The 15423-nt window shown below is 64.9% G+C and carries 21 protein-coding genes; 8 read left to right on the plus strand and 13 right to left on the minus strand.

What is annotated here, in order from left to right:
• Positions 1–5 precede the first annotated feature (5 nt).
• The 7 genes from BLQ85_RS16920 to BLQ85_RS16950 all read right to left on the minus strand — a co-directional run bounded on the left by BLQ85_RS16920 (position 6) and on the right by BLQ85_RS16950 (position 5525).
• Positions 6–572 (minus strand): RBBP9/YdeN family alpha/beta hydrolase, encoded by a 567-nt coding sequence (locus tag BLQ85_RS16920; protein WP_074578491.1) that lies wholly within the window; start codon positions 570–572, stop codon positions 6–8.
• Between the two features lie 73 nt (positions 573–645).
• Positions 646–1416, minus strand: coding sequence for a ParA family protein (locus tag BLQ85_RS16925; RefSeq protein WP_074578492.1), 771 nt, complete (start codon positions 1414–1416; stop codon positions 646–648).
• A gap of 49 nt (positions 1417–1465) precedes the next feature.
• Entirely contained in the window at positions 1466–2092 is a 627-nt protein-coding gene (locus tag BLQ85_RS16930) for a LysE family transporter (RefSeq protein ID WP_074578495.1), read from the minus strand.
• 163 nt (positions 2093–2255) lie between these two features.
• Positions 2256–2915 carry a 16S rRNA (guanine(527)-N(7))-methyltransferase RsmG gene (rsmG, locus tag BLQ85_RS16935; RefSeq protein ID WP_074578498.1) on the minus strand — a complete coding sequence of 220 codons (660 nt, stop codon included), beginning with the start codon at positions 2913–2915 and terminating at the stop codon, positions 2256–2258.
• The gene (gene mnmG, locus BLQ85_RS16940; RefSeq protein ID WP_074578500.1) at positions 2915–4900 is read right to left on the minus strand and encodes a tRNA uridine-5-carboxymethylaminomethyl(34) synthesis enzyme MnmG; all 1986 of its coding nucleotides are present in this window, start codon (positions 4898–4900) and stop codon (positions 2915–2917) included. Before mnmG ends, rsmG begins: the two co-directional genes overlap by 1 nt.
• A 2-nt stretch (positions 4901–4902) precedes the next feature.
• Complete coding sequence (locus BLQ85_RS16945; protein WP_074578502.1) at positions 4903–5322, minus strand: type II toxin-antitoxin system VapC family toxin; 420 nt, start codon at positions 5320–5322, stop codon at positions 4903–4905.
• Entirely contained in the window at positions 5322–5525 is a 204-nt protein-coding gene (locus BLQ85_RS16950) for a type II toxin-antitoxin system Phd/YefM family antitoxin (RefSeq protein ID WP_254806461.1), read from the minus strand. The genes BLQ85_RS16945 and BLQ85_RS16950 overlap by 1 nt, the downstream gene beginning before the upstream one ends.
• A gap of 145 nt (positions 5526–5670) precedes the next feature.
• Here BLQ85_RS16950 and BLQ85_RS16955 point away from each other — a divergent pair, with 145 nt between their 5' ends.
• Together BLQ85_RS16955 and BLQ85_RS16960 are read left to right on the plus strand one after the other, a co-directional pair.
• Positions 5671–6261: an NADPH-dependent FMN reductase gene (locus BLQ85_RS16955; protein ID WP_074578505.1), complete on the plus strand. Its 591-nt coding sequence runs from the start codon at positions 5671–5673 to the stop codon at positions 6259–6261.
• Positions 6258–6935 (plus strand): hypothetical protein, encoded by a 678-nt coding sequence (locus BLQ85_RS16960; RefSeq protein WP_074578508.1) that lies wholly within the window; start codon positions 6258–6260, stop codon positions 6933–6935. Before BLQ85_RS16955 ends, BLQ85_RS16960 begins: the two co-directional genes overlap by 4 nt.
• Positions 6936–7015: 80 nt before the next feature.
• On the opposite strand, the gene BLQ85_RS16965 is transcribed toward BLQ85_RS16960, so the two are convergent.
• On the minus strand, positions 7016–7339 hold the full coding sequence (locus tag BLQ85_RS16965; RefSeq protein WP_074578510.1) for a DMT family transporter: 324 nt from the start codon (positions 7337–7339) through the stop codon (positions 7016–7018).
• A 102-nt stretch (positions 7340–7441) separates the two neighbouring features.
• On the opposite strand from BLQ85_RS16965, the gene BLQ85_RS16970 reads away from it, so the two are divergent.
• From BLQ85_RS16970 to BLQ85_RS16980, 3 genes are all read left to right on the plus strand, one after another.
• The gene (locus BLQ85_RS16970) at positions 7442–7828 is read left to right on the plus strand and encodes a winged helix-turn-helix transcriptional regulator (RefSeq protein WP_074578513.1); all 387 of its coding nucleotides are present in this window, start codon (positions 7442–7444) and stop codon (positions 7826–7828) included.
• 103 nt (positions 7829–7931) lie between these two features.
• Positions 7932–8942 carry a Bug family tripartite tricarboxylate transporter substrate binding protein gene (locus BLQ85_RS16975; protein WP_074578515.1) on the plus strand — a complete coding sequence of 337 codons (1011 nt, stop codon included), beginning with the start codon at positions 7932–7934 and terminating at the stop codon, positions 8940–8942.
• Positions 8943–8977: 35 nt separating this feature from the next.
• A complete protein-coding gene (locus BLQ85_RS16980; protein WP_074578518.1) occupies positions 8978–9241 on the plus strand; it encodes a YkgJ family cysteine cluster protein in 264 nt (87 codons plus the stop codon).
• 6 nt (positions 9242–9247) lie between these two features.
• Here BLQ85_RS16980 and BLQ85_RS16985 read toward each other — a convergent pair whose 3' ends face one another.
• Positions 9248–9961, minus strand: a complete 714-nt coding sequence (locus BLQ85_RS16985; protein WP_074578520.1) for a Crp/Fnr family transcriptional regulator — start codon at positions 9959–9961, stop codon at positions 9248–9250.
• Between the two features lie 112 nt (positions 9962–10073).
• Between BLQ85_RS16985 and BLQ85_RS16990 the strand changes: the two genes are divergently transcribed.
• Both BLQ85_RS16990 and BLQ85_RS16995 read left to right on the plus strand, forming a co-directional pair.
• Positions 10074–10844, plus strand: coding sequence for a class II aldolase/adducin family protein (locus BLQ85_RS16990; RefSeq protein WP_074578521.1), 771 nt, complete (start codon positions 10074–10076; stop codon positions 10842–10844).
• Complete coding sequence (locus BLQ85_RS16995) at positions 10841–11725, plus strand: bile acid:sodium symporter family protein (protein ID WP_074578523.1); 885 nt, start codon at positions 10841–10843, stop codon at positions 11723–11725. Before BLQ85_RS16990 ends, BLQ85_RS16995 begins: the two co-directional genes overlap by 4 nt.
• Here BLQ85_RS16995 and BLQ85_RS17000 read toward each other — a convergent pair.
• The 4 genes from BLQ85_RS17000 to BLQ85_RS17015 form a co-directional block, all read right to left on the minus strand.
• Positions 11722–12570, minus strand: a complete 849-nt coding sequence (locus BLQ85_RS17000) for a transglutaminase-like domain-containing protein (protein WP_074578526.1) — start codon at positions 12568–12570, stop codon at positions 11722–11724. The genes BLQ85_RS16995 and BLQ85_RS17000 overlap by 4 nt on opposite strands.
• 19 nt (positions 12571–12589) lie before the next feature.
• Complete coding sequence (locus tag BLQ85_RS17005; RefSeq protein ID WP_074578528.1) at positions 12590–12901, minus strand: hypothetical protein; 312 nt, start codon at positions 12899–12901, stop codon at positions 12590–12592.
• Positions 12902–13087: a DUF1328 family protein gene (locus BLQ85_RS17010; RefSeq protein ID WP_074578530.1), complete on the minus strand. Its 186-nt coding sequence runs from the start codon at positions 13085–13087 to the stop codon at positions 12902–12904.
• A 228-nt stretch (positions 13088–13315) separates the two neighbouring features.
• Positions 13316–14650 carry an AsmA family protein gene (locus BLQ85_RS17015; protein WP_074578532.1) on the minus strand — a complete coding sequence of 445 codons (1335 nt, stop codon included), beginning with the start codon at positions 14648–14650 and terminating at the stop codon, positions 13316–13318.
• A 98-nt stretch (positions 14651–14748) separates the two neighbouring features.
• Between BLQ85_RS17015 and gstA the strand changes: the two genes are divergently transcribed.
• Complete coding sequence (gene gstA / locus BLQ85_RS17020; protein WP_074578534.1) at positions 14749–15357, plus strand: glutathione transferase GstA; 609 nt, start codon at positions 14749–14751, stop codon at positions 15355–15357.
• The last annotated feature ends 66 nt before the right edge of the window (positions 15358–15423 follow it).

The following is a 15423-nucleotide window of genomic DNA, read 5'->3' on the forward strand; positions in this document are numbered from 1 at the left end:
TCTTGTTATGAATGGCTGTGCGACAGAGAAGCGGGCAATGCTTGAAGGCGCTGCAATTTCTCAAAGGCCTCGGGCCAGTCGCCCAGGCCGCTGTCGGCATTGAGGTGGCCGCGCGGCCCGGCTTCAACAAGCTCGGCGCCCCAGGCCGCGGCGAACCGGCGGGCGCGTTCGGGCGCGCAGAAGGGGTCGTCGCTGCTGCAGAACACCACGGCGGGAAAGGGCAGCTTGCGCATCGGCACGGGCGCCCAGCCCGGCAGCATCTGGCACACGTCCTCGCGCTCCACGTCGGGCGGCGCGACCAGCAGCGCGGCCTTGACACGGTGGGTGTTGCGCGAGTGTGAGGCCCAGGCGGCGGTGAGCATGCAGCCCAGGCTGTGCGCGACCAGCACGGCCGGTTCGTCGCGGGAAAGCAGGACCTCTTCAAGCCGCGCGCTCCAGTCTCCGCGCAGCGGCCGCATCCAGTCGTGCTGCTCGACCCGCGTATAGCCGTGCGCCTTCTCCCAGCGGCTTTGCCAGTGGTCGGGGCCGCTGTTTTGCCAGCCGGGGAGTATCAGGACATTGCGGGGGTTCATCGCTTGGCGGATCAGTTCGCTATAAATTCAGTAGCAACAGAGGTCCTTTTTACAGGGCTCTGGCGCACCTGGCTTACATCGCCTTGATGCGGTCGACCATCTCTTCGGCGAAGGTGATGAAAGCCTGCGCGCCCCTGGAGGACGGGTCGAAGACCACGCCCGGCAGGCCGTAGCTGGGTGCTTCGGCCAGGCGCACATTGCGCGGGATCACGGTGTTGAAAACCTTGTCGGCGAAGTGCTCCTTGAGCTGGTCGCTGACCTGCTGCTGCAGGGTGATGCGCGGGTCGAACATCACGCGCAAAAGGCCGATGATCTGCAAATCCTTGTTGAGGTTGGCGTGCACCTGCTTGATGGTGTTGACCAGGTCGGTCAGGCCTTCGAGCGCGAAGTACTCGCACTGCATGGGCACGATCACGCCGTGCGCGCAGCACAGGCCGTTGAGCGTCAGCATGCTGAGGGACGGCGGGCAGTCGATGAGCACGAAGTCGTACTGGCTGTCGACTTCGGCCAGCGCGAGCTTGAGACGCTTTTCGCGGCGCTCGACATCGACCAGTTCGACTTCGGCACCGGCCAGTTCGCGGTTCGCGCCCAGCACGTCGTAGCCGCATTTATCGCTGCGCACCCGCGCCTCGGCCACCGAGGCGGATTCGAGCAGCACGTCGTACACCGTCATCTCGAGCTGGCGTTTGTCCACGCCCGAACCCATGGTGGCATTGCCCTGCGGGTCCAGGTCGATCATCAACACCCGCTGGCCGACTTTTGCCAGCCCCGCCGCCAGATTCACCGTGGTGGTGGTCTTGCCCACCCCGCCCTTTTGGTTGGCAACGCAGAATATTTTGGCCATGTGTGTTTTTAGTTTTTGTTCGGAAGAGGACGCGAAATGCGATGGCGGCTTATTTGGAAACCGCGAGCTTGAGGCCGAAGCCGATCAGGAAAATACCGGCCAGCTTGTTCAGGACCGCGGTGATTTTCGGGTTGGCGCGTATGCGCTCGGCCAGGTGGTAGGTGATCATCACCGAGCACAGGCCGTAGAGAAAGGTCAGCCCGGCAATCGTGGCCGCCATCACCGCAAAAGTCTTCAGGCCCTGGTGCTGGGCCGGGTCCACGAACAGCGGGAAGAAGGCCATGTAAAACACGATGGCCTTGGGGTTCAGCAAGGTGATCAACAGGGCCTGGCGGAAGTAGTGCCGGGGCTTGATGTTCAGCAGGGGTGCATCGCCGGGCTTGGCCACCAGCATCTTGATGCCCAGCCAGGCCAGGTAAAGCGCCCCGGCCCACTGGACGATGTGGAAAGCCGTCGGGTAAGCCGCCATGATGGCCGACACGCCGGCCACGGCCGCCCAGAGCAGAACCTGGTCGCCGGCGATCACGCCAAGGGTCGCGCCCAGGCCGCCGGCAATGCCGCCCTTGCTGGTCGAAGTGATCAGCGCGAGGTTGCCCGGGCCGGGAATCAGCAAAAACACAATGATGGCGACGACAAAAGCACCGTAGTCGGCGATGCCGACGAATGAGCCCAACATGGAGGTTCTCCAGAAGATAGAGAGATGAGAGGAACCGAGTTTACGACAGGGGGTGCCGCCCAAATGCCAAAGCGGGCCGAATCGGTGTCCGGCAGAGTTTCTTTTTGTGCCCGAACAACGAACCGGGCGGCGTGGCCCTCCCCCAGCCAGCCCTCAACCGGGTTCAGGGCGCGGTCTTTTTCCGCATCCAGACGATGCAGCGCTCGGCATCCAGCCTAGGCACCTGCAGCTGTTCCACGTGAAACACCTCGGTACCGGCCGGCAAGGCCGCGATTTCGTCGGCCGGGTGTTTGCCTTTGAGTGCCATCCAGGCACCTTGGGGCGCCAGGGCATCGACAGACCAGTTACTGAAATCAGCCAGCGAGGCGAACGCCCGGGAGCAGATCACCTCAAACGGCGTGGCAATGGTTTCGACCCGGGCGTGCAATCCCGAAAGATTGGGCAGCTTGAGCGCCAGCGCCGCCTGCCTGATAAAGGCGGCCTTTTTGGCAACCGTGTCCACGCAGGTGACGGCCACTTCCGGGCAGCAGATGGCGATGACCACGCCCGGCAAGCCGGCGCCGGATCCCACGTCAAGCAGACGGGCGCCCTGCCCCAGCCCGGCTTTTTGCAGGTGGCGGCGCAGCGGAAGCACCGCGGCCAGGCTGTCCAGCAGGTGGTGGGTCAGCATTTCGACCGGGTCGCGCACCGCCGTCAGGTTGTAGACCTTGGTCCATTTACCAATCAGGTCCTGGTAATCCAGCAGCTGGCCGACCTGGCCATCGCCCAGCTCCAGCTGCAGCGCCCTCAGGCCGGCGCGCAAATCCTGTTCACCGGCCCGCATCAGGCTTTGGCTTTTTCGTTGACGGCCTCGGCGGCCTGGAGCGGAACCGTGTTTTTCCACAGGTTCTTTTTCAGGTGCACCAGCAGCAGGGACACGGTGGCCGGCGTGATGCCCGAGATGCGCGAGGCCATTCCCAGGGTTTCCGGCCTGTGCTTGGCCAGGGTCTGGCGCGCCTCAAAACTCAGGGCCGAAACCTGCAGGTAGTCCAGGTCGGCCGGCAGCTTGAGGTTTTCATAGTGGGCAGCACGCTCGACTTCGGTCTTTTGCAGGTCGATGTAGCCGGCGTACTTGGCGGTGATTTCGATCTGCTCGATCACGCTTTTGGCCAGGTCGTCGCTGGCCGCGGCTTCGGCCGCCAGTTCGGGGTTGGCGTACCTGCCCTCCTCCAGCGACATCAGCCCGGCGTAGTTCACATCGGGGCGGCGCAGCAGGTCCAGCAGGTTGTACTCGCGCTCAATCGACTTGCCCAGCACGCGCTCGGCTTCGGCCGCCGGCAGGTTGTTGGGGTTGACCCAGATCGCCCGGAGTCGGGCTGTTTCACGTGAAACCGTGTCGCGCTTGCGGTTGAAAGCGTCCCAACGGGCGTCGTCGACCAAGCCCAGCTCCCGGCCTTTTTCGGTCAGGCGCATGTCGGCGTTATCCTCGCGCAGCATCAGGCGGAACTCTGCCCGGCTGGTGAACATGCGGTAGGGCTCGGTCACGCCCTTGGTAATCAGGTCGTCGACCAGCACACCGAGGTAGGCTTCGTCGCGCTTGGGCAGCCAGGCCTCTTTACCTTGGCATTGCAGCGCGGCGTTGATGCCGGCGAACAGGCCCTGGGCCGCCGCCTCTTCATAACCGGTCGTGCCATTGATCTGGCCGGCGAAGAACAGGCCGCCAATCGCCCGGGTTTCAAAGCTCGACTTGAGCGCCCGCGGGTCGAAATAGTCGTACTCGATGGCATAGCCGGGCCGCAGGATATGGGCGTTTTCCATGCCGGCCATGGAGCGCACCAGGTCGTACTGGATGTCGAAAGGCAGGCTGGTCGAGATGCCGTTGGGGTAGATCTCGTGGGTGGTCAGGCCCTCGGGCTCCAGGAAAATCTGGTGACTGTCCTTGTCGGCGAAGCGGTTGATCTTGTCTTCCACGCTGGGGCAGTAGCGCGGGCCGACACCGTCTATCTTGCCGGTGAACATGGGGCTGCGGTCAAAACCGGAGCGGATGATCTCGTGGGTGCGCTCGTTGGTATGGGTGATCCAGCACGGCACCTGGCGCGGGTGGGCGATGCCGCCCCCCATAAAACTGAATACCGGCACCGGCCCTTCAATACCGCCGGGCATGCCGTCGCCGGGCTGCTCAATGCATTTGCTGAAGTCAATCGTGCGGCCGTCTATGCGCGGCGGCGTGCCGGTCTTGAGCCGGCCTTGCGGCAGCTTGAGTTCCTTGAGCCGGCTGGACAGCGACACCGCCGGCGGGTCGCCCGCCCGGCCCGCCGAGTAATTGTTCAAGCCCACATGGATCTTGCCGTCCAGGAAAGTCCCAGCCGTCAGCACCACGGTGCGCGAGCGGAACTTGATGCCGACCTGGGTAACGGCGCCGACCACGCGGTCGCCCTCCACCATCAGGTCGTCGACGGCCTGCTGGAACAGCCAGAGATTGGGCTGGTTTTCCAGCCTGCGGCGAATCGCCGCCTTGTACAGAATGCGGTCGGCCTGGGCCCGGGTCGCGCGCACGGCCGGGCCCTTGGAGCTGTTCAGGATGCGGAACTGGATGCCGCCTTCGTCGGTGGCCAGCGCCATGGCGCCGCCCAACGCATCCACCTCCTTGACCAGGTGGCCTTTGCCAATGCCGCCTATCGAGGGGTTGCAGCTCATCTGGCCCAGGGTCTCGATGTTGTGCGAGAGCAGCAAGGTCTTGCAGCCCATGCGGGCCGAAGCCAGGGCGGCCTCGGTGCCGGCATGGCCGCCGCCAACCACGATCACGTCAAATTCTTGGGGGTAAAACATGGTCAGGCTTCTATCAGTTCGGTTTTCAAACCCACAGCCTGGGCAGCGGCAGCCTGGCGCTTGTCGGCCGTCACAAACAAATCCACGCGGGCTGCCTGGGCCGTGCCAATGTGCAACGCGTCCATGCCGCGCAGCGCGGCCAGGCGCATCGCAGCAATTGCATAACGTTCAGCCTGCCCCGTCAATGGCATCACCGTCAACTCATCAAAGTCCGCGTGAATGACTGCCAGCACACGGCTGTATTCATCTTCCGTAAAAGAGCCTTCGCGCCATTGGCGTGTCAATGCGGAAGCCACCTCCGTCTTGCAATGCACGGCAGCGGTGACACCGCTAGCCAATGCCTGCAATGCCAGGACCCGGTCAACACCCGCCTCACCGCTGTAGCGCTTGAACAGCGCCGAAGCATCAAACAACACATTCATTACCAACCCCCTTCGCGCTCTTCGATGATCATTTGCGCACCCGATTTGGCTGGCGGCTTCAGGTAACGCAGCGGTTCAATAGGTCGCTTCCAGCTCGGGACTTTGGCCGTGTCTTCTGTAGCTTTCAGGGGCACCAATTCGGCCACCGGCTTGCCGTGCCGGAGTATGCGGACGGTTTCGCCCTGTTCGACCAGGTCAATCATGGCCGATGCATGGGCACGGAATTCACTGAGAGGAATGGTATGCATTTTGTACAAAATTCAATGTTTTGTACATTTTAGCGGGTTTGTGCTTGCAAGGCGCTCCGTACGCAGTTTTTCACCCTGCGGCCTGTGGTGAAATCGGACGATGAACGCCCCCCAAAAACTCCTGATCTTCGCCGGCAGCACCCGCCAGAACTCCTACAACCGCAAGCTGGCCCATGTCGCGGCGGCCCTGGCGCGTGCCCGCGGCGCCGAAGTCACCCATCTCGAGCTGGCTGACTTCGACATCCCCATGTACAACGCCGACCTCGAGGCCCAGGGCACGCCGCCCGACGTCATGAAACTCAAGCAGATCATGTACGAGCACCCGGCCTGGATCATCTGCTCGCCCGAATACAACGGCAGCTACACCGCGCTGCTCAAAAACACCGTCGACTGGGTGTCCAGCCCCGTCAAGAGCGACCCGGCCTGGCACGACGGCTTCAAATCCTTTACCGGCAAGGTGGTGGGCGTGCTCAGCGCCTCGCCCGGCGCGCTGGGCGGCCTGCGTTCGCAAAGCCACCTGGTGCCGCTGCTGCTCAACGCACAATGCTGGGTCGCGCCCAAGGCCTTTGCCCTGGGCCGCGCCGGCGATGCCTTTGATGCCGAGGGCCAACTGGTCCACGAAGCCAGCCTGCAGAACGTGCAGGCCGTGGTCGACCAGGTGTTGTTCGCCTCGCAACGCCTCGCAGCATGATCGCGCACCCCGGCCGCTGGTGGTGCAGCCTGGCGGCCTGGTGCCTTGTCTCAAGCACTTATGCCATGGACGTGGAGATCAGGGAGCCTTTTATCTTTCTGTCGGGCAAGGTGACCGGCAATGAGCAACGGATCTTGCAGGCCGCGGTAGAGGAACACCCTGGCATCACGACGGTGGTACTCAAAAACTCTTCCGGCGGGGATGCCCGGGCGGGGTATGCCACCGGCGAATACATTCGTGAAAAAGGCCTGGCGACTTTGTTATCGGGCTATTGCCGCTCTTCCTGTTCACGCATGTTTCTTGGCGGCAAAACACGCGCCTACTCCGACGACCAGCCTCTCGACAAAACCGCCGTAGCCTTCCATGGCAACTACGCGCAGGACGGCAGCTTGCAACAGGCGCGCATGCCGGCCTTGAAAGCCTGGATCATCAAATACAGCGACGGCAAAGCCAACCCCGAACTGGTTGAGCAGTGGGTCAATCTGCCCAACCGGAACGGCTTTGCGTATTTCTATCACCCGCAGGTACCCGGCATAGGCCCGGAAGGCGTGATGCTGTGCCAGGGAAGCGAAGACGCGAAACTGCGCAAGGAACTGTGCGCAAAACCTCAACAGGGTGATGCGCTGGCCAACGGGATCGTGACCACACTGGAAATCGCAAAAATACCCCGGTGACCATCGCGTTAATTTGCAGCTGGCAGCTCTATATATATAGAGCAGATGGGTCATGGGGCTTCTCCTTGCCGGGGGGCTCGTCACGCCGCGCCGTCCAGCAGGCGCAGGCCCACCATGCCGGCCACGACAAACGCCACACACAGCAAGCGCAGCGGCGTGGCGCTTTCGCCCATCCAGAGGATGCCGATCACGGTCACGCCGACCGAGCCAATGCCGGTCCAGATCGCGTAAGCCGTGCCCACGGGCAAGGTCTTGACGGCATGCGTCAAAAAGAAAATGCTGGCGCCCGCCGCGGCCACGCCCAGCACGCTGGGCAAGAGCCGGGTCCAGCCCTGGGAAGATTTGAGGAGCAAAGCCATCGCGATTTCGACAATGCTTGCGGCAAGTAGGTAGAGCCAGGCCATTGGGAGTCTTTCTTGGGGAGCAGGGTTAAAGGGTTAAAGATGGAAGAGCCGCCAGCTTAGGTTTACGATTACCCATAGGCAAGTACGCACCTTTTGGTAACCATGACAATTCCCGACGCGCCCGACACCGATGCCTCCACTGTGTTTAGCCAGGCCTGCCCTTCGCGCCAGGCGCTGGAGCTGGTCGCCAGCAAATGGGCGCTGCTGGTCATCCCGGCGCTGGCCGGGGGCCCGGTGCGCAACAACGAGCTGATGCGCAAGATAGAAGGCATCTCGCAAAAAATGCTGACGCAGACTCTCAAGGAGCTGGTGCGCAACGGCCTGGTGCTGCGCTTTGACCGCCAGACCGTGCCGCCCCATGTGGAATACCAGCTCAGCGCGCTGGGCGAATCCCTCAGCGAGACGCTGATCCCGCTGGACAACTGGGCCGAGCGCAACCACCACAACCTCAAGGCCGCGCGCGAACGTTTCGACGCATCTTTCCGCTAGACACGCGGCCAAGCAGGGTTAGCCTCATTAGCGGAATCACGTAGCGCCGTGCCGCCGCTACGGTCCTATATTGGGCCCACGACAACGACCGGGAGACAGACACATGAAACACAGCCACACGCGCCGCGGCGCATTGCAGTTCGGCCTCAAAGCCGGCGGCGCCATTGCCGCGGCTTCGGCCTTTCCGGGACTGCTCAGCTCAGCCCATGCGCAAGCCGGCTGGCCCAGCAAACCGATACGCCTGCTCGTGCCCTTCGCGCCCGGCGGCAGCTCTGAAATCGTCGCGCGCTCGGCTGCCAACGAGCTCAGCAAAAGCCTGGGCCAGACCGTCTTCGTCGAGAACAAGCCCGGCGCCAGCGGCAACATCGCGATGCAGGAATGCGCGGCCTCCACCGACGGCCACACCATCATCCTGGGCCACATAGGCACCATGGCGGTCAATCCCTTCATCTTCGACAAGCTGCCCTTCGACACCAACAAGGACTTCAAGCCCATCTCGCTGCTGGCCAAGGTGCCCAGCCTCTACGTCATCAATTCCAGCGTGCCCGCCAACAACCTCAAGGAATTCATCGCGCTGGCCAAGGCCAAGCCCGGCCAGCTCAATTACGGCTCGGCCGGCAACGGCAGCGCCGGCCACCTGGCCTTTGAATACCTGAAGATGGCCACCGGCATCTTTGTGCTGCACGTGCCCTACCGCGGCACCGGCCCGCAGCTCACCGACTTGCTGGCCGGCCGGCTCGAAGCCGCCAGCGTGGGCGCGCCCGCCATCCTGGCCCACATCAAGTCCGGCAAGCTGCGCTGCATCGCCACCGGCACCAAGGAGCGCCTGCCCCAGCTGCCCGACGTGCCCACGGTCGCCGAAAGCGGCTACCCGGGCTTTGAGATGACGCAGTGGTATGGCCTCAACGCGCCCTCCAACATGCCGCAGGCCAACATAGACCGCATCGCCGAAGCCTGCAACAAGGCCATGCGCAACCCGCAGGCCACCGAACGCCTGCGCGGCGACACGGCCCAGCCCGTGGGCGACACGCCGGCGCAGTACGGCGCCTTTATCAAGACCGAACAGGCGCGCTGGAAACTGGTCGCCGACCGGGCGAAAATCAAGCCCGACTAAACCCACCCTTCCAAGCCCAAACAAAAGCGAGCACCATGAACTGCCGCCCCGGCTGCGGCGCCTGCTGCATCGCGCCCTCCATCAGCTCCGCCATCCCCGGCATGCCGCAAGGCAAACCGGCCGGCGTGCGCTGCGTGCAGCTCGATGACAGCAACCGCTGCCTGATCTTCGGCCGGCCCGAGCGGCCCGCCGTCTGCGGCCAGCTCATGGCCTCGGTGGAGATGTGTGGCAGCGACGCGGGCGCCGCCATGCTCTGGCTGGGCCGGCTCGAAAGCGATACACGGCCCGGCCCGCGCTAGCCCACACTAAGGCGACACATTGCTCAGCGCCTCCAGCCGCGCGGCCGAAACAATCTCTATGCGCCGGTAGCGCAGCGCGATGGCGCCCCCGGCCACCATGGCCTTGAGCTCCACCGACAGCGTCTGCCGGCTGATGCCCAGCATCATGGCCAGCGCCTCCTGCGACACCGGCACCGCCGGCCTGGCCTGGGGCGCCATGGTGGCGTCGCCGCGCGCCAGCAGCAGCAGGCGGCGCGCCACGCGCGCGCGGGTCGAGCGCAGCGCCGCGTCCTCCACCATGCCGTAGAGCGAGCGCACGCGCGCCGCCAGCAAGCCGGCAATGGCCCGCGCAAACGGCGCGCCCTGCATTAGCAGGGTAAAAGCCGCTTGCGGCACTACCAGCACCTCCACGGCCGACAAGGCCGTGGCATCGTGGGTGCGCGGCTCACCGTCCATCAGCGAGATTTCGCCGATCCAGTTGCCGGCCTCCAGCACCACCAGGATGGCTTCGCGCCCGTCCTCGCGCAGCGAAGAGATCTTGAGCAGCCCGCCCAGCAAGCCGTAAAAGCCGCCGGGCGCATCACCCTGGCGGAACAGCATCTCGCCGGGCCGCAGCCTCAGCAGTTCGGCGGAATCGAGCAAAGCCTGCCTGTCCGCCAGCGGCAGCGCGCCAAACCAGGGGTTGGCCGACATGCGGTCCAGCAAGGAAGAGGGCGAGGCTGTCGCGGGAACGATAGGCATGCGGCCAATTGTCAAATTTTTGACAGTTTGCCGTCAAGCACGGACGTATCGTGCAGCTGAGTTCAGAAAAAGCACCAAAACCATTACCCGATTACCCCCGGAGACAACCCCCATGCATATCCCCTCCCTCAAGGAAGTCGTCAGTGCTGAAGAATGGCAGTTGCGCTGCGACCTCGCCGCCTGCTACCGCCTGGTCGCGCTCTACGGCTGGAGCGACCTGGTCTTCACCCACATCAGCGCCAAGCTGCCCGAATCGCTGTCGGGCGCCGGCAATCATCACTTCCTGATCAACCCCTACGGCCTGATGTTCGACGAAATCACGGCCTCCAGCCTGGTCAAGGTCGACGGCCAGTGCAACAAGGTCATCGACTCGCCCTTCCCGGTGAACCCGGCCGGCTTTGTGATCCACAGCGCGGTGCATGAGGCGCGCGCCGATGCCGGCTGCGTGCTGCACACCCACACGCGCGCCGGCGTGGCCGTGAGCGCCCAGCAATGCGGCGTGCTGCCCATCAGCCAGCAGTCGACCTTTGTGCTGGCCTCCCTCGCCTACCACGCGTACGAGGGTGTGGCCTTTCGCGACGAGGAAAAACCGCGCCTGCAGGCCGACCTGGGCCAGGCCAACTTCCTGATGCTGCGCAACCACGGCCTGCTGGTCGTGGGCAAGACGATTGCCGACGCCTTCCTGAGCATGTACACCTTTGAGAACACCTGCCGCATCCAGCTGGACGCCCAGGCCGGCGGCCCGCTGACCGAGGTCAACCCGCTGATCGTCAAGGGCGTGGCCGAGGCCATGCGCGTGCAGACCGGCGGCATGGGCGGGGCTTTTGTCTGGCCCTCGCTGATCCGCAAGCTCGACAAGCTCGATGAAAGCTACAAGTCATGAGCGGCTCCCCCATCGTCGCGCAGCTGCTGGTGGCGGCCCTGGCGCTGGTCATGCTGGGCCTGGGCCTGACGCTCAAGGTTGAGGACTTCACCCGCCTCCTCAAATACCCCAAGGCCGTGGGGGTGGCACTGGTGCTGCAGGTCATCGTGCTGCCCATCGCCTGCTACGCCATCATCGTGCTGCTCAATGTGCCGCCGCTGTTCGCCGTGGGCCTGATGCTGCTGGCGGCCTCGCCCGGCGGCATCTCGGCCAACCTGTTCAGCCATCTGTTCGGCGGCAACGTCGCGATGAACATATCGCTGACCGCCATCAATACCCTGCTGTCCATCGTCACCATGCCGCTGATCGCCAACTGGGCCATCAACACCTTCGCCAAGACCGGCCAGGTGGTGCCGCTGCAGTTCGGCAAGGTGGTGGAGGTCATCGTCATCGTGCTGGTGCCGGTGGCCATAGGCATGTGGCTGCGCACCGTCAGGCCAGGCTGGGCCACGCGCAGCGAGAACCCGACCAAGGTCTTCAGCATCATCGTGCTGGTCGTGGTGGCCGTGGGCGCGGTCGTCAAGGAATGGCAGGCGCTCAGCGGCGGCTTCGCGGCCATAGGCCCGGCCGTACTGGCCTTCAACCTCGTGAGCTTGCTGGCGGGTTATTACGTGTCGCGGGCGACGGGCCTGGACAAGCCGATTTCCACCGCCATCAGCTACGAGATCGGCATCCACAACGCGACCCTGGCCATCTTCATCGCGCTGGCCGTGCTGAACAACTTCCAGCTGGCCCTGCCCGCGGCCATCTACTCCTTCAGCATGTACCTCACGGCCACGCTGTTCGGGCTGCTGGTGCTCAGGCGAAAGAGCGAGCCGATGCCCGTGAAGGCGCCGGCCTAGGCGCTCACCACGGTCAACTGGGGCGGCGCCTGCGCGGCGCCGGGCGGGCGCGGCGGCATGTCGCCCTCCTCCACCGTCAGCTCCTTGCGGGTCATGCGCACGTCGCCGAAGATGGTGGCGAAGGCCACGTCCTTGGCGTCGCGCCCCGTGCCCACGCGCACCAGCCGGTCTATGGGCGCCATGCGCGTTGGGTCGAAGATCACCCATCGGCCCTCCAGCCAGGCTTCGAACACCGCGTGGAAATCCTGCGGCGGCTCCTCAAAGTGCACATACCCCACGACCAGCCGCGCCGGGATGTTCAGGGCCCGGCAAAAGGTGATGCCCAGGTGGGCGAAATCGCGGCACACGCCCGCGCGCTGCACAAACACCTCCTGCGCCGAGGTCGTGGAGTCGCTAAAGCCGGGCAGGTAGTTGATCGATTCATGGATCCAGCTTTCGATGGCGCGCACCCGCCCTATGCCGGGCGGCAACTGGCCGAACAGCTGCTGCCCCGCGCGGCTCATCACGTCGGACTCGCAATAGCGGCTGGGCATCAGGTAGCGCAGCACGTCGTCGGGCACGCCGGTTACCGGCGTTTCCTCCAGGTGCAGCGGCACGGGCGCGGGATGCAGTTCCACGCGCGTGCGGTAGTTGACCGACAGCAGCCCCTTGGGCGCATCCAGGCGTATGAAGCGGTTGCCGCTGCGCTCGTCGCAGAAGTTGCGCACCTTCATGCTGGGCGTGATGGTCAGGCGCTCCTCCACCACATGGTGGCCTTCATGGAAGGCCGTCTCGATATTGAACAGAAAGTGCGCGGGGCTGCCGACTTCGTATTCCAGCAGGGACTCAATCAGGGCGGTATGCATCGGTCAACCCTGGAGGCCATCAAAGGCGGGTCCGGTGATCGGGACTGCCGCGGCGCGGTTGGGCAAACCAGTTCTGGCAGGTCACAAACACAATGCGCGCGGCGCGTTCCAGCACGTCGGCAGAAGGCTGGGCGCGCCGGCGCGCGCGCAGGCGGTTCACCAGCAGGAACTCGGCAATGCTGGCCTGGAAACTGATCTTGCGTTTTGCGACGGGCGCGGGCGCGCTCGCCGGCGCAAGCGGCCCGGACCACGGATGAAACAGCCGCTGCCGAAAGCGCGACGCCAGCGATGCCGGCGGCGCGGCGGCACTGTCCACTTTGTGTGGCGTCATCTACTTCAGCGCCTTGTTCACCGCGCCCACGCCCAAGGCGGCCAGCAGCAGGAAGATGACCGCCAGGATCAGGAACAGCCCGAACAGGATCTTGGCGATGCCGGCGGCGCCCGCCGCCACGCCGCCGAAGCCGAGGGCGCCGGCAATCAGTGAAATCAGCGCAAAAATAATCGCGTACTTGAGCATCTTGGCCTCCTGTGCAAGGTAGGTCGGCCCGGTTCATGCGCGAATCGGCATGCCAGCCGGGGCCGGGACGGCCGCGGCAAGGCGCCGCAGCGAATCTTCATGCTAAAAGTGCGCCGGCCCAAGCCCCATCAGCAGCACCCGCCAGGCGCTGTAGGACAAGGGCGCGGCGGTGCCGGCTTGCTATATTTTCAGCAGCACGGTATCCCCAAAGCACGGGGGCTGCCGGGCTTACTTTCCGAACAGGCTGCGAAAGCCCTCACCCATGCGGTCGCCCAGGTTGGCGCCGGCACCGGTGCCCACGCCGGGCAGCAGCGCCGTGCCTATGGCCGCGCCCAGCAGGGCCGAGCGCGACAGCGTCACCTCGGGGTTGTCCAGCGTGCCGCCCACCGTCAAGGGCACACCCACGGCGCCGCCTATGGCGCTGCCCAGCTTGCTGTCGCCGGCCACGTTCACGCTCACACGGCCGCTCAGCGCCTTGGCCGGCGAGATGGCGACATTGCCGGTCGCACTCAGCGCGCCCGAACTCGCCACCAGGTTGGTCAGCTGCGCCGACTTGCCCTGGGTGTTGACCTGGCCGGCCAGGGTGTCCAGCGCGGTCTGGCCGCCGCGGCTCAGGCCTATGGTCTTGACCGCCTTGGCCAGGTCCAGCCCGTTGAGCACCGCATTGCGCACGGTGAAGGTGGTCTGGGTCTGTAGCGCCTCCACCAGCGCACCCGTGGTCGCGGCCCGTGCATGCAGCGTGGTCGACGCCTCCAGCCGGCCCGTCAGCGATTTGCTGGGCGCGGTCAGCGCCGACACTTCCACATCCTTGGTCTGCAGCTTGCCCTGCAGCTCCAGCTCTTCCCGCGCGGCCGCCGCGGCCACTTTCTTCAGGCCCAGCTTGCCTTCAACCTTGCCGCCGCCCACGTCCACACGCAAGGCCCATTCGTCGCCCGCGGCGCCGGCCTTGGGTTCCTCGCGCTTCAAATGGGCCTCCAGGCCCTGCAGGTTGCCCTTGATGAGCTTGAGCGAAACGCTGTCGGGCAGGCCGTCGTCGCCCAGCGCGGCTTCGGCATTCACCGTGGTGCGCGCGCCCGCGGCGCTGATCCAGGTCACCTCGTCCAGCACGGTGCGGCGCGGCAGCCAGTCCATGGAGGCCTGCCCTGCCGGCGCGGAAGGCGCGGTGGCCGCCGCCTGCGCCGGGGTTTTCTTCTTTTGCAGCAGGAGCAGCACGGCATCAATGCCCTGCTGCGGCAGCACCGCCTTGCGCACCAGCAGGGTCGCCACCGCCAGCTTCCCCGCCAGCAGCGGCTGCCAGCGCGGCCGCACTTCCAGGCGCTCCAGCGTGAGAGGCGGCTTGCTTTTGACGGAAATGCCGCTCAAGGCCACCGCCGGCAGCGGCCAGACGTCCACGGCGACCCGGTCCAGCGCCACCGGCACGCCCAGCGCGGCCGAGGCCTCGCGCTCCACGCGCTGGCGGAAATCATCGGTGCTGACCCAGCGGTGCAGCGTGAAGGCCACCACGGCCAGCAGCACCATCAAACCCAAGGCCAGGAACACCAGCCATTTGAAAACTTTTGCCATGCGGCTATTGTCACGCGCCCACGCAGCAAAAATCCGCCGATGCGGCTAGCATCGGGTGCTGTGCAACATTCCCGCCACACCCCAAAGGACGAGACACCATGAAGCTTTATTACTCCCCCGGCGCCTGCTCGCTATCCACCCACATCGCGCTGCATGAGTCCGGCCTCAAGTTCGAACACGTGCTGGCGCCCACCAAGACCCACCAGCTCGAAGACGGTACCGACTACTACACCATCAACCCGCTGGGCTATGTGCCCTTGCTCGAGCTCGACGACGGCACGCGCATCGCCGAAGGCCCGGCCATCGTGCAGTACATCGCCGACCAGGTGCCCGCGAAAAAACTCGCGCCGGCCAACGGCACGCTGGAGCGCTACAAGCTGCAGTCCTGGCTGACCTTTATCGGCATGGAGCTGCACCGTGGCTTCACCCCGCTGTTCAATGCCGCCACGCCGGCCGACTACAAAACCATCGTCATCGACAAGCTGATGTCGCGCCTGAAGTGGGTCGACGGCCAGCTCGCCGGCAAGCAATACCTGATGGGCGACGCCTTCAGCGTGGCCGACCCCTACCTTTTTACCGTCTGCAACTGGGCACCTCGCGTCGGGGTGGATATCTCTGGGTTTGCCAACCTGGCCGCTTTCCGCGAGCGGATTGCTGCGCGGCCTTCGGTGCAAGCGGCGATGAAGCACGAAGGCTTGCTGAAATAGCCCACCCTCCGCGGCACCCCCGCTGGTTCTACCCACGGGGCTCCAAATACCACGGATTTAGCAACC

The sequence above is a fragment of the Polaromonas sp. JS666 genome, from assembly GCF_900103405.1.
Lineage (GTDB): Bacteria > Pseudomonadota > Gammaproteobacteria > Burkholderiales > Burkholderiaceae_C > Polaromonas.

Excerpts from the sequence above, each read along its gene's own strand:
- BLQ85_RS16945 (WP_074578502.1), bottom strand. The coding sequence starts at position 5,322 with ATGAATGTGTTGTTTGATGCTTCGGCGCTGTTCAAGCGCTACAGCGGT.
- BLQ85_RS17015 (WP_074578532.1), bottom strand. The coding sequence starts at position 14,650 with ATGGCAAAAGTTTTCAAATGGCTGGTGTTCCTGGCCTTGGGTTTGATG.
- BLQ85_RS16960 (WP_074578508.1), top strand. The coding sequence starts at position 6,258 with ATGATCGCGCACCCCGGCCGCTGGTGGTGCAGCCTGGCGGCCTGGTGC.
- BLQ85_RS17000 (WP_074578526.1), bottom strand. The coding sequence starts at position 12,570 with ATGCATACCGCCCTGATTGAGTCCCTGCTGGAATACGAAGTCGGCAGC.
- BLQ85_RS16920 (WP_074578491.1), bottom strand. The coding sequence starts at position 572 with ATGAACCCCCGCAATGTCCTGATACTCCCCGGCTGGCAAAACAGCGGC.
- BLQ85_RS16965 (WP_074578510.1), bottom strand. The coding sequence starts at position 7,339 with ATGGCCTGGCTCTACCTACTTGCCGCAAGCATTGTCGAAATCGCGATG.
- BLQ85_RS16980 (WP_074578518.1), top strand. The coding sequence starts at position 8,978 with ATGAACTGCCGCCCCGGCTGCGGCGCCTGCTGCATCGCGCCCTCCATC.
- BLQ85_RS16970 (WP_074578513.1), top strand. The coding sequence starts at position 7,442 with ATGACAATTCCCGACGCGCCCGACACCGATGCCTCCACTGTGTTTAGC.
- BLQ85_RS16990 (WP_074578521.1), top strand. The coding sequence starts at position 10,074 with ATGCATATCCCCTCCCTCAAGGAAGTCGTCAGTGCTGAAGAATGGCAG.
- BLQ85_RS16950 (WP_254806461.1), bottom strand. The coding sequence starts at position 5,525 with ATGATTGACCTGGTCGAACAGGGCGAAACCGTCCGCATACTCCGGCAC.
- BLQ85_RS16975 (WP_074578515.1), top strand. The coding sequence starts at position 7,932 with ATGAAACACAGCCACACGCGCCGCGGCGCATTGCAGTTCGGCCTCAAA.
- BLQ85_RS16925 (WP_074578492.1), bottom strand. The coding sequence starts at position 1,416 with ATGGCCAAAATATTCTGCGTTGCCAACCAAAAGGGCGGGGTGGGCAAG.
- BLQ85_RS16930 (WP_074578495.1), bottom strand. The coding sequence starts at position 2,092 with ATGTTGGGCTCATTCGTCGGCATCGCCGACTACGGTGCTTTTGTCGTC.
- BLQ85_RS16995 (WP_074578523.1), top strand. The coding sequence starts at position 10,841 with ATGAGCGGCTCCCCCATCGTCGCGCAGCTGCTGGTGGCGGCCCTGGCG.
- gstA (WP_074578534.1), top strand. The coding sequence starts at position 14,749 with ATGAAGCTTTATTACTCCCCCGGCGCCTGCTCGCTATCCACCCACATC.
- rsmG (WP_074578498.1), bottom strand. The coding sequence starts at position 2,915 with ATGCGGGCCGGTGAACAGGATTTGCGCGCCGGCCTGAGGGCGCTGCAG.
- mnmG (WP_074578500.1), bottom strand. The coding sequence starts at position 4,900 with ATGTTTTACCCCCAAGAATTTGACGTGATCGTGGTTGGCGGCGGCCAT.
- BLQ85_RS16985 (WP_074578520.1), bottom strand. The coding sequence starts at position 9,961 with ATGCCTATCGTTCCCGCGACAGCCTCGCCCTCTTCCTTGCTGGACCGC.
- BLQ85_RS17005 (WP_074578528.1), bottom strand. The coding sequence starts at position 12,901 with ATGACGCCACACAAAGTGGACAGTGCCGCCGCGCCGCCGGCATCGCTG.
- BLQ85_RS16955 (WP_074578505.1), top strand. The coding sequence starts at position 5,671 with ATGAACGCCCCCCAAAAACTCCTGATCTTCGCCGGCAGCACCCGCCAG.
- BLQ85_RS17010 (WP_074578530.1), bottom strand. The coding sequence starts at position 13,087 with ATGCTCAAGTACGCGATTATTTTTGCGCTGATTTCACTGATTGCCGGC.